We start from the raw sequence: 12,459 nt of genomic DNA, 5'->3' as shown, positions 1-12,459 counted from the left end.
ATGACATCACCCGACCTCACGCAGGCCAACATCGACAAGATCGCCGAGCTGTTCCCCAGCGTGGTCACCGAGAGTTCAGACGTCGACGGCAACCCCGCTCGAGCGGTTGACTTCGACCTCCTGCGCCAGGAACTCAGCGATTTCATCGTCGAGGGCCCGCAGGAGCGCTACCGGCTCGACTGGCCGGGCAAGCGTGCCGCCGCCTTCACAGCTAACGCGCCGATCGCTAAGACCTTCCGTCCCGTTCGCGAGGAGTCGGTGGACTTCGACACCACGAAGAACCTCTTCATCGAAGGTGACAACCTCGACGCGCTCAAGCTGCTCCAGGAGTCCTACCTCGGCAAGGTCAAGCTGATCTACATCGACCCGCCCTACAACACCGGGAACGACTTCGTCTACAACGACGATTTCGCTGAGTCCAGCGCCGGGTACCTGGAGCGTTCGAGCCAGGCATCTGCGGCTGGCGAGCGTTTCCTGGCCAACACCGAGTCGAGCGGGCGCTTCCACTCCGACTGGCTCAGCATGATGTACGCACGTTTGAAGCTGGCGCGTGCCCTGCTGACCGAGGACGGGGTGATCTTCATTTCGATTGATGATCATGAGGTCGACAATCTGCGGAAGGTGTGCGGAGAGGTATTCGGTGAGAGGAACTTCATCGCGCAGCTTGTCTGGAGGGCTCGGAAGTTCACCGACATGAGGGCCACGACGAACGTGTCAACGGATCACGAGTACGTCCTTGCCTATGCCCGTACCTCAGAAGGCTGCCTCCGCGGCGTGGAACGAGACGAATCGAAGTTCGGGAACCCGGACGACGACCCGCGTGGACCGTGGATGAGCCGGAGCATTCTCGGTCTCGCCACGCGTGAGCAACGACCGAACCTTCACTACGATCTCATCGATCCCGCGACGGACACGGTGTATCCGCCGAATCCCAGCACTGGTTGGCGGTACTCGTCGGATCGGATGGCGGAGATGGTGTCTGAAGGACGCATCCTCTTTCCGTCGCGCGAAGGTGGAAGGCCGAGGGAGAAGAAGTTCCGCGCGGAGATGCAGACGGACTTGATCGCCTTCAGGTCGGTGATCGAGGAGGTCTACACCGCGGACGGGACGCAGGAAGGCCGCGAGCTGCTCGGCAGCGGAGTCTTTGCGTTCCCAAAGCCGACTCGGCTCATAAAGGAGCTGGTCCGGCAGGGTACTGAGTCAGATTCAATCGTGCTCGACTTCTTTGCGGGGTCGGGAACGACAGGCGACGCGGTTTCGCGGCTCAACGCGGAGGACGGTGGGACTCGGCGATACATCTTGGTGCAGCTTGACGAAGTCGCTGACGCGAACACCGATGCGGCCACCGCTGGGTATCGCACGATCGCGGAAGTCTCCCGCGAGCGGATTCGCCGGGCAGGCGCCGACACACGATCCCAGGCTGGAGTCCTCGGCGACGCGCTCGATGTCGGGTTCCGTTCGCTCCGCATCGACACGACGAACATGACCGACGTACTGAGGGCGCCCGATGACACGGATCAACTCACCCTCTCGGACTTTGGAAGCAGCGTGAAACCCGACCGTACGGGCGAAGACCTGCTGTTCCAGGTCCTTCTCGACTGGGGACTGGAACTCACGATGCCAATCCAGAAGGAGACGATTGATGGCTTCGAGGTGTACGACGTTGAGGAGGGTGCGTTGATCCTGTGCACACGTCCGCGTGAGGCGCGCGATCTCTCTCTCTCTCTCTCTCTCTCTCTCGGGCTGCCGCGGCCATCGCGGAGCGTCAGCCGCTTCGTGTCGTGTTCCTCGACGAAGACTTCGCGGACGACGCGGCGCGCATCAACGTCGGGCAGGTGTTCAGTGAACGCTCGCCACACACTGAGGTCAAGACCATATGACCGTCGCTCGCTGGTCGGTGGTGCGTGATGGAGAAGCGGACCCTGCATTCCCCCGACCTCACCGCTCGCAACATCGAGCGGATCGCCGACCTGTTCCCGCAGGTCATCACCGAGTCGCGAGACGCGGAGGGCAACGTGACCCTCGCTGTTGACTTCGATCTTCTCAGGCAAGAACTCTCCGACCAGGTCGTTGAGGGGCCGCAAGAGCGCTACCAGCTCGACTGGCCCGGCAAGCGTGCCGCCGCCTTCGCCGCCAACACGCCGATCGCCAAGACGCTGCGTCCGGTGCGGGAGGAGTCGATCGACTTTGACACAACGAAGAACCTGCTCATCGAGGGCGACAACCTGGAGGCGCTCAAACTGCTTCAGGAGTCGTATCTCGGCAAGGTGAAGCTGATCTACATCGACCCGCCTTACAACACGGGAAACGATTTCGTGTATGACGATGACTTCGCCGAGTCGAGCGCCGAGTACCTCGCGCGCTCAGGCCAAAGCCTGAAGAGTGGCGAGCGCCTGGTTGCGAACACGGAGGCGAACGGTCGCTTCCACTCGGACTGGCTGAGCATGATGTACCCGCGGCTCAAGCTGGCCAGGAACCTATTGACCGACGACGGCGTGCTTGTTGTGTCGATCGACGAGAACGAGCACGCCAGCCTCGTCCGCTTGGGCGAGGAGGTGCTCGGCGACGCGTCGTACGTCGGAGAGATCGTGCTGAAGAACAGCAGCAAAAACGATCAGGCGTACGTCTCAATCCAGCATGAGTACATCGTCTTCTTCGTGAAGAACCGGCAGGCCAACGCCGGTGACTGGGTTGAGAAGAAAGAGGGACTCGACAAGATATACGCCGCGTTCGACGGGTTCCGGAGGAAGCACGGCGACGACTGGGCTGCTATCAACGCCGAGGCAAAAGCGTGGTTCAAGCAGTTCCCTGCGAGCGACCCGGTGTCGGCTAGCAAACACTACACCTGGATGGACGCCCGAGGCGTCTACTTCCCGGACAACATCGCAGGGCCGAATGATGGGCAGTACGTCTATGAGGTCAGCCATCCTGTAACGGGGAAAACCGTCAAGATGCCGTCCACCGGCTGGCGATATCCCGAGCCAGCGATGCGCGAGCGCATCGCCGACGGTCGCGTCCACTTCGGTCCCGATGAGACAACAGTCCCCAACAACAAGACCTATCTCGCGAACACCGAGTACCAGAGCCTCACGAGTATCCGCTACGTCGATGGCCGCGCGGCCTCGAAGCGGCTCGCGACGCTATTCGGCGAGAAGGTCTTCACGAACCCCAAGGACGAGTTCCTGCTCCGGGACATCTATCGCGCAGTCGGCGTGTCTGGCGATGACATCGTGCTCGACATGTTCGCGGGCTCCGGTTCGGCGATGCAGGCCGTTCTCGAACTCAACAGCACTGAGTCGATGTCATGCCGTTTCATCGGAATCCAGGTCGCCGAGGACTTGAACGAGTCGCTCAAGACGGCGAAGGGGGCTGCGAAGCAGATCACCACGAACGCGATCCGGCACCTCAAGCGCCTCGGGCGACCGGCGACCGTTGCTGAGATCACCAAGCAGCGGATGCGGCTGGCGCACGAGAGGCTTGCGGGTGACCTGCTGGCGGATAGCGGCTTCCGAGTGCTGCGAGTGGACACCTCGAACTTGGTCGACACCCTGTCAGTCCCCGACAGCCTCTCGCAAGACATGCTGTCCGGGGCGATCAACAGCGTCCGGCCGGACCGCGACGCGTACGACCTGCTGTTCCAAGTGTTGCTCGACTGGGCTTTGGACCTCAGCGAACCCGTCATCGCCGAACAAGTTGATGGCCGTGAAATCCTGTCGGCGGCCGAGGGAGCCCTCGTCGCCTGCTTCTCCGGGGACATCAATCCGACCATCATCAGTGAGGTCGCGAGGCGGCAGCCTCTGCGGGCTGTCTTCCTGGATTCAGGCTTCGCCACCGACGCTGCACGCATCAACGCAGAGCAGGTGTTCCGCGAGGTATCGCCCGCGACTGAGGTACGGACAATCTGAGGAACGACATGACCTTGACGAGCGACGAACTCACCGAACTCCTCGACCGGCTGTTGGCTGGTTGGGAGAACGAGGTTGTCGAGTTCAAGGAGGCTGCACGGCAGTTCTCTGCGGACAAGACCGGTGAGTACGTCTCGGCGCTGAGCAACGAGGCAAACCTGCGCGGGCTGGCTTCGGGGTGGCTCGTGTTCGGCGTCTCGAACGCTCGGCAGGTGGTCGGCACGACGCATCTCATCGACGTGCAGCAGCGTCAGGCATTGAAGCATCACATCCACCAGTCGATCGACCAGGGGCTGACTGTTCGTGAGGTCTACGAGGTCATGCACTCCGGCATGCGCATGGTGCTTCTGGAGGTGCCAGCGGCGCGCCGCGGCATCCCGATCTCGTGGAAGGGCGACTACCGCGCCCGTGCAGGTGAGAGCCTGGTGCCGCTCTCGCTGGACAAGTTGGATGAGATTCGGCGGCAGACGATCAGCGCGGACTGGTCGGCGGTCGTCGTACCTGAAGCCACACTCGCTCACCTCGATACAGCGGCGATCGTCCGCGCACGTCAAGGGTTTGCTGAACGGTACTCGCCTCGTATCCCTGCCGCCGACGTTGACGCATGGGATGACGCGACCTTCTTGTCCAAGGCACGGTTGACCCGCGATGGCCAGATCACGCGGGCCGCGCTCCTCCTGCTTGGCGCCGACACCTCGACGCATCTGCTGACTCCGCACCCTGCGCAGATGACCTGGAAGCTCGTTGGCGAGCAGCGGGCGAACGAGCACTTCCGGCTGCCATTCCTGTTGAACACGACGGCGCTGGCGAAGCGGATTCGTAACGTGCAGCTCCGGCTCCTGCCACCTGACGAGCTGATCTATCGAGAGATCAGCAAGTACGACGAGCGCAGCCTGCTCGAAGCGCTCTACAACTGCATCGCACACCAGGACTACACGCAGAACTCCCGGATCATCGTCACCGAGCACGCCGACCGCATCGTCTTCGAGAGTGTGGGCGAGTTCTTCGACGGCGCACCCGACGACTATGCCCTCGACGAGCGCACTCCGCGTCAGTACCGAAACCCGTTCCTCGTGGAGGCAATGACGGAGCTGAACCTCATCGACCAGATGGGCTACGGAATCCATCGGATGGTGCAGGACCAGGTGCGTCGTTTCCTACCGCTGCCCGACTACGATCTCAGCACCACCGGCGAGGTGAAGCTCACGATCCCAGGCGCTGTGATCGACGAGTCCTACTCTCAGCTGCTCATGGTCCGCACCGATCTCCCGCTCGAAGACGTGCTCGCTTTGGACCGGGTTCAGAAGGGGCTCGACATCAGCGAGAAGGCTGCCCGCCACCTGCGCAGAGTCGGGTTGATCGAGGGCCGAAAGCCCCACCGCCGGATCACTCCTCGTGTCGCTGCTGCGACCGGGGCGATGGCTGACTACATCCGCACCCGCCTCCAGGCCGACGTGCACTACGCCACGCTCCTCACCGACTTCCTCCGCGCTCAGGGCCACGCAGACCGCAGCGATGTGGAGGCGCTGCTCCGGCCGGCGCTCAGCGAAGCGCTCACCGAGCAGCAGAAGGCAACCAAGATCACGAACCTCCTGACCAAGCTGCGGCGCCACGGTGTCATCGTCAACCGGGGCACCCGCACGAAGCCACGCTGGGAGCTTTCTTACGCAGGCGACGAAGACGCACAGTCCGAACCCATCGGCAAGAAGGATGACGGCGACAGCGACGACGCGAGAGGGCCAGGATCAGCATGAACACAGGCATCCACACCGCCCGCACCCTTCTAGCAGCGACGACGAACAGCGACGGTTGCAGAAAGAAAGACACTCGATGAAGCTCCAGTTCAAGGTCCAGCAGTACCAGACCGATGCCGTCGATGCTGTCGTCGAGACCTTCGCCGGGCAACCGAAGCATGACGGCATCTCCTACCGGATCGACCCCGGCAAGGTCAGCCCCGTGACCGCCCCGGCACTGTTCGAGGCGGAGGAGCGCCCGGACGCAGGCTTGCGCAACGCCGAGATCGTCCTGTCGGGAGCGCAACTGCTGGAGAACGTGCACGCGGTGCAGCGGTCGCGGAACCTCCCGCTGTCGGCGAAACTCGCTTCCAGCGCCGCCGCGCCGGGTGCCCCGAACCTTGATGTGGAGATGGAGACCGGTACCGGTAAGACCTACGTTTACATTAAGACGATCATGGAGCTGCACAAGCGGTACGGCTGGTCGAAGTACATCATCGTGGTGCCGTCGGTCGCGATCCGCGAGGGCGTGAAGAAATCATTCGACGTGACAGCCGAGCACTTCCAGCAGCTCTACGGCACCAAGCCGCGTTCGTTCATCTACAACTCATCGCAGCTGCACGAGTTGGAGCGGTTCAGCTCCGATGCTGGCGTGCAGGTGATGATCATCAACATCCAGGCGTTCAACGCCACCGGTAAGGACAACCGCCGCATCTACGACGAACTCGATGACTTCCAGTCGCGCCGTCCGATCGATGTCATCAGCGCCAACCGCCCTATCGTGATCATTGACGAGCCGCAGAAGATCGGAGCGCCCAAGTCGCTGGAAGCGCTGTCACGGTTCAACGCGCTGATGCTGCTGCGGTACTCCGCTACGCACAAGGTCGATCACACCAAGGTGCACCGGCTCGACGCGCTGGACGCCTACAACCAGAAGCTGGTGAAGAAGATCGCGGTGCGGGGCATCACCGTGAAGGGTCTCGCTGGATCGACTGCCTACCTGTACCTCGACTCCATCGAGATCGCGAAGGGCGCCAAGCCACGCGCGCGGGTCGAGATCGAGGTGCATACGGTAACCGGCATCAGGCGACAGGTCAAGCGCCTCGACGTGGGAACGAACCTTCACGATGTCTCGAACGGAATCGAGGCATACAAGGGGCTGTTCATCACTGAGGTTGACGCGAACCGGGACGTGCTCGAGCTGAGCAACGGCGATGTGGTCGTGGCTGGGCAGCTTGCCGACCGGGACGTCACCGAGGAGACCAAGCGACGCATCCAGATTCGCGAGGTCGTTCGCGCCCATCTGGACAAGGAACGCGAGCTGTTCAGCCAGGGCGTCAAGGTGCTCTCGTTGTTCTTCATCGACGAGGTCGCCAAGTACCGCGACTACAGCCGTGAGGACACTCTTGGCGACTATGCGCGGATGTTTGAGGAGGAGTACGCCGCGATCCGTGACGAGGTGCTCGGCGAACTCGCCATCGACGCGGCGACCGAGGAGTACCAGACCTACTTGCGCCGCGACGACGTGCGGCAGGTGCACGAGGGCTACTTCTCCATCGACAAGAAGACCAAGCACCAGATCGACGGCAAGGTCTCCGGCCGGGGCGACGACAAGGGCCAGTCCACGGACACCGACGCCTACGACCTGATCCTCAAAGACAAGGAACGCCTGCTGTCCTTCACCGAACCCGTCCGATTCATCTTCTCCCACTCGGCGCTGCGCGAGGGCTGGGACAACCCCAACGTGTTCGTCATGGGCATGCTCAAGAAGAGCGACAACACCGTCTCCCGTCGCCAGGAGATCGGGCGCGGGCTCCGGCTGGCCGTTGACCAGCACGGGGAGCGGATGGACAACCCCGTCACGGTGCACGACATCAACGAGTTGACCGTCGTCACTGACGAGTCCTACACCGACTTCGTGACCGGCCTCCAACGCGAAATCTCCGAGTCGCTCGCCGCCCGGCCGCGCAAGGCCAGCGTCACGTTCTTCGTCGGCAAGACCATCCAGACCCTCTCGGGCGAGTCGGTCATCGAGGAAGCCGTCGCCCAGGCGCTCTACAAGTACCTGGTTAAGAACGACTACGTGAACGACGACGACACCATCTCCGACGCCTACAAGCAGGCCAAGGAAGACGGGACACTCGCCGCTCCGACCTCTGAGGTACTCAAGCCTGTCATCGACTTCGTGTGGCCGCTGATTGACGTTCTCTACCTGGACCTGCCGGTGCCCACCGATGACCGCAAGCCGAAGAAGATACCGCTGAACGAGGCCAACTTTGCTCGCAAGGAGTTCCAGGCCCTGTGGGGCAGGATCAACCACCGCGCCGTCTACCAGGTTGAGTTCGACTCCGGTGAACTGATCCGCAAGGCGATCGACCACCTCGACAAGCACCTCAATGTCGCCGCGCTGCAATACGTCGTGCAAGCCGGCCAGCAGCGCGAGCAGTTGGAGGCGGACGACCTGACCAGCGGCTCCGGCTTCGCGGTGCAGACCACGCAGACGCACACCGAAACCGTCAGCGCAGGCTCGCAGGTGAAGTACGACCTGCTGGGCGAGATCACAGAGAAGACCCAGCTCACCCGTCGCACGGTCGCAGCGATCCTCCGCGGCGTCACGCCAGGAACGTTCGCCAAGTTCCGTCTCAACCCCGAGCAGTTCATCACCGAGGCAGCCCGGCTCATCAACGAGCAGAAGGCCACCGTCATCGTCGAGCACCTCGCATATGACGCTCTCGAAGACCGCTTCGACTCCGCGATCTTCACCGAGAACCAGACGGCCCAAGACTTCTCGAAGGCCGGGTCGAAGCTCAAGAAGCACGTCTACGACTACGTGGTCACCGACTCCAAGATCGAGCGAGAGTTCGTCACCGAACTCGACACCAGCCACGAGGTCGCCGTTTACGCGAAGCTCCCGCGAGGGTTCTTCATCCCCACACCGGTCGGCGACTACAACCCGGACTGGGCCATCGCGTTCACCGAGGGCAGCGTGAAGCACGTCTACTTCGTCGCAGAGACCAAGGGCTCGCTGTCCACACTGCAACTCAAGGGCGTCGAGGACGCCAAGATCGAGTGTGCCCGCAAGTTCTTCGCTTCCCTCAGCGAGAAGAACGGCAATGACGTCACCTACGACGTGGTGACCGACTACACCGAGCTGATGCAGCTCGTCACGGCGTAGGTCTACCTCATGCCCTTGTACGCTTCCACCTTTCAATGGCCCGACCCGGCCATAGACTTTGTATCTCTCTCGAGTGGAGCTCGCGACGGCATTGCCGAACTCGTGGCGAGGAGCGATCGCTGGATACTGAAAGCACCCGGGAATTTCTCGGGAGTCACCGGGCAGCCTGGACAACGCACCCTCAGTACTACTCTCGACGGCGAACCGGCACTGATACGGGGTTCGGTATTCGCGATCGACGGCGACCTCGGTCTTCGCGTGGACGAACTGAGAATTGGATCAGTGGAGATGGACGCAGAGTACGTGTCTGCCACGGCCAACTTTGAGCACCTCGCCTCCGCGTGCACATATCGACCAGAAGACGGCGCTGCGCGGGACGCCCATCAAGCTCTCGTCTTCCCAGCCCTCGACGATGTTGCTGAGATGCGAGCGGAGCTTCCTTGTCGCGCCACGGCCATCACGCTTTCCGCAGATGCACCCGTCCCCTTGGAGGCGTTCGAGACACAGCTCACCACATTCCAGGACCTACTCACGTTTGCAGCCGACCAGCCTTGCAGTCGAACAAGCCTGACACTGACCGATCGCTCAGGGAATGATGTTCGGGTTTTCGGTAGGGACAAGTACAAGCCGTTCAACGGCAAGACGCGGAAACCAATTGAGTTCTCACTCCGCTTCGTCAGCGATCAGACTCAGCGAGTGATCGACGGGTGGTGGAAGGCCCGTGACGAGTTGCTTCCGGTCACGCAGATCATCGCGGGCCTGCGCTACCAGCCTGGATACGTCGAAGCTGATGCGGTTCTGAGCGCCGCCGCGATAGAGGCGCTGGCCACGGCCGGCCTGTGCGATCCTCGACCTCTGCTGAGTCAGGAGGACGCTGAGCCGATCGTTGCTGCCCTGAACTCACTCGATGGCACGAACCAGGCTCAGCGCGACGCGATCGCAAGATTAAAGGGGGAACTGCACAGGACAACATTCCGCTCGAAGGTTGAGAGCCTGATCGAGGATATAGCGCCCGAGAAGTGGGGACTCTCCCGCGTTCGTACGGATGAGTGGATCAAGCTATTCCTCAAGGCGAGGAACGGGATCGCCCACGCAGCTCCTGGACTTCCCGGCGGAGTGAGCATCTGGAAGGAGAGTGAACTCCTGCGCAGTATTCGGGACGCGAACTGGATCGTAATCACCCTGGTGTTGATCGCCCAACTTGGTGTGCCGGATGCGGCGATCGATCGAGTGGCTGAACGCCTCGGAACGCGCTACGGCATTCGCCACCAGGAAACACCCATATTCGCCCCGCGGGAGCACTGAGCATCGCATCAGAGAACTACGCCCACGCCTACGGGACCAACATCGATAGCGCCGACGTCGCTTGGAGAGGCAGGACCCCGTTCCCGAGCGCGGTGACCTGCTGGTTCTGTGTCAGTTCGCCACTGTCGGTTACCCAGCTGATCGGCAAGCCCATGAGCCACTCCACGAACGCGGGTGCTGGGCGGGGGCCGTCCGCGTCGTTCAGGAGGGCTGGCGCTGGCGCTGGCCGTCCGGTGATGTGTTCCCACCGGGCGATGGCGCCGGCGTAGCGTCCCCAGCGCTGAACAGTCCGTCGATCAGGGACCACAGCGTCTCCGACTCGGCTCTCCTGCTCGGTGAGCCAGCCGGTCCGTGGAGCGCGAAGTCGATGATCTGGTGCGACAGCGCGATCGTCCCTCGTCGTGCTCGCACCTGGTCGAGGGTCTCCCCGCCGCGCGATGAGTCGGTCGCCAGCGGGGTGCGGAACAGTGCGCCGGGCGAGGGCGAAGATGCGGAAGCGTTGGTGAGGAGCGCCGACAAGGGAAGCCGGTAGGCCGATCCATCGCGCATCCAGCCGCAGGTCGGCCAGATCGCCGAGAACGGCGCCGAGAGCCCGTAGAGGTCGAGTTGCGTTGTCTCCCAGATGCCACGGGTCGCGTTCCATGCCGCGAAGGGTTGCGCCGTCGGGGGTTGCATCGCCTGGGTTGCGTCCGTCATGGTCGTCTCCTTGTGCGGGTGGCCGCGTTGCGGGTGAGGACAGCAGCCCGCGGACGTTCTCGATGACGACCCAATCGGGCTGGAGCGCGTCGATGGCTGCGGCCATGTGTGCCCAGAGCCCCGAACGCGTGCCGGGTGCGAGGCCTGCGCGCTTGCCGACGGTGGATACGTGGCTCTTCGGACATCCGGTGGGGGGGTCATGGGGTGAGTCCGCCGGCGGTGAGGAGCATGCGGAGGCGGTAGTTCTCGCGGTTGCGATAGCCGCGGGCGAGGCGGCGGTGGAGCTCGATGATCCCGTTGATCGCCTCGGTGCCGCCGTTGTTCGCGCGGCTCGTGGTGAAGTACGCCAGGAACGCTGAACGCCAGCGGCGGAGGGTGCGGCCGAGGCGGGCGATCTCGGGGATCGGGCAGGTGTGGAACGTGTCGACCACCCTCTCGGCGATCCGCCGCCCCTCGGTCAGGTCCTTCGCGTGGTAGGCAGAGCGCAGCTGCTGTGCGCACTGCCACGCGACGAACACCTCGTCGTGCGCAGGATCGGCCTCGATTGCCGCGGTCAGCCGGATCCGCTGCTTGTCGGTGAGGTTCTCGGCCCCGGCACGGAGGATGGTCTGAATCCCGTAGAGCGGGTCGCCCTTCCGACCGCGATGCCCGAGGGTGTCTTGCTGGACGCGGCGGCGGACCTCGTCGACGGCGGCGGTGCCGAGCTTGACGACATGGAACGCGTCCAGCACAGCGACCGCGTCTTCGAGCGTGTCATCGATCGCAGTCTTGTAGCCCGCGAACGGGTCCAGCGCCGCCACCTTCACGTTCTTTCGGAACGCTTCGCCCCGCTCGCTGAGCCAGGACGCGTATGCCTTCCCCGATCTGCCCGGCACGAGGTCGAGCAGCCTGGCCCGCGTCTTCCCGGTGCTGTCGCGGCTGAGGTCGACCATGCCGGTCAGTTCCTTCGGGCCCCGCTTGCGGTGGTCGACGTGATGCCAGATGTGCTCGTCGACGCCGAGCGTGGTCACGTTCTCGAACCGGGACTCGTCGGCTGCCAACCGCACCAGTTCAGGCTCAACAGCCCGCCACACCGTCTTCCACGATGTCCCGAGCTGACGACGTAGTCCTTCGATCGTGGCGTGCTCGCGGCGCAGCTGCCCGATCGCCCAGTCGACGGCTCGCCTTGTGAGCGACCCGCGCCGAGCGACCAGCGAGGGAAGCTGCTCCACGAACGTCTTCTTGGCACAGCCCACGTCGCCGCATCGCCAGACCCGTTGCCGCCAGACGATCCGCACCCGCGTCACGCCCGGCACGTCATGCAACACTCGACGGCGGCGCCCTCGACCGATCGCCACGACCCCGCACAACGGGCACCCGGTCGGCGCCGCCGGTGTCGAAACGGTGACGATCAGCAGCCCGTCGCGGCGGTCAACGTGCTCGACATGGACGCCGTCGAGACCGACCAGCAGATCGCAGCGGTAACACGGATCAGCGGCAGAGCGCGCGTCAGCGCACCCCGAAGTAGGGTGAAGCACGTCGAGGTCCTCGTGATGGATCAGCAGTTGGCGCTACTGATCCTCGGGGACCTCGACCCCTACCCGCCGACCATCACCCGGCGAGCCTCACCCCCACCGCATGTCCGAAGAGCCCGTTTGTCCTCGTT

Annotated in this window: 7 protein-coding genes and 1 pseudogene; 5 read left to right on the top strand and 3 right to left on the bottom strand. The window is 63.4% G+C overall.

Annotated features, from left to right (window positions below):
* The 5 genes from BLS52_RS14900 (at position 1) to BLS52_RS14880 (ending at position 10,118) form a co-directional block, all read left to right on the top strand.
* Entirely contained in the window at positions 1-1,908 is a 1,908-nt protein-coding gene (locus BLS52_RS14900) for a site-specific DNA-methyltransferase (RefSeq protein ID WP_217636770.1), read from the top strand.
* Positions 1,908-3,905 (top strand): site-specific DNA-methyltransferase, encoded by a 1,998-nt coding sequence (locus tag BLS52_RS14895; RefSeq protein WP_090587753.1) that lies wholly within the window; start codon positions 1,908-1,910, stop codon positions 3,903-3,905. Before BLS52_RS14900 ends, BLS52_RS14895 begins: the two co-directional genes overlap by 1 nt.
* Positions 3,906-3,913: 8 nt before the next feature.
* A complete protein-coding gene (locus tag BLS52_RS14890) occupies positions 3,914-5,659 on the top strand; it encodes an RNA-binding domain-containing protein (RefSeq protein ID WP_090587751.1) in 1,746 nt (581 codons plus the stop codon).
* A 76-nt stretch (positions 5,660-5,735) separates the two neighbouring features.
* Positions 5,736-8,813 carry a type III restriction-modification system endonuclease gene (locus BLS52_RS14885; RefSeq protein ID WP_090587750.1) on the top strand — a complete coding sequence of 1,026 codons (3,078 nt, stop codon included), beginning with the start codon at positions 5,736-5,738 and terminating at the stop codon, positions 8,811-8,813.
* A gap of 9 nt (positions 8,814-8,822) precedes the next feature.
* Positions 8,823-10,118, top strand: coding sequence for a HEPN domain-containing protein (locus BLS52_RS14880; RefSeq protein WP_090587748.1), 1,296 nt, complete (start codon positions 8,823-8,825; stop codon positions 10,116-10,118).
* A 201-nt stretch (positions 10,119-10,319) separates the two neighbouring features.
* Here the strand turns inward: BLS52_RS14880 and BLS52_RS18870 are convergent, their stop codons facing one another.
* From BLS52_RS18870 to BLS52_RS14870, 3 genes and pseudogenes are all read right to left on the bottom strand, one after another.
* Complete coding sequence (locus BLS52_RS18870) at positions 10,320-10,814, bottom strand: hypothetical protein (RefSeq protein WP_090587747.1); 495 nt, start codon at positions 10,812-10,814, stop codon at positions 10,320-10,322.
* Between the two features lie 43 nt (positions 10,815-10,857).
* A pseudogene (locus BLS52_RS18865) lies at positions 10,858-11,073 on the bottom strand (DNA cytosine methyltransferase); the annotation flags it as partial.
* Positions 11,012-12,331: an ISL3 family transposase gene (locus BLS52_RS14870; protein WP_231729493.1), complete on the bottom strand. Its 1,320-nt coding sequence runs from the start codon at positions 12,329-12,331 to the stop codon at positions 11,012-11,014. The gene BLS52_RS14870 and the pseudogene BLS52_RS18865, both read right to left, overlap by 62 nt.
* Between the last annotated feature and the right edge of the window lie 128 nt (positions 12,332-12,459).

This window comes from Arthrobacter subterraneus, assembly GCF_900099735.1.
Classification (GTDB): Bacteria; Actinomycetota; Actinomycetes; order Actinomycetales; family Micrococcaceae; genus Arthrobacter_D; species Arthrobacter_D subterraneus.
This window is presented reverse-complemented; position numbering and strand designations above follow the sequence as displayed.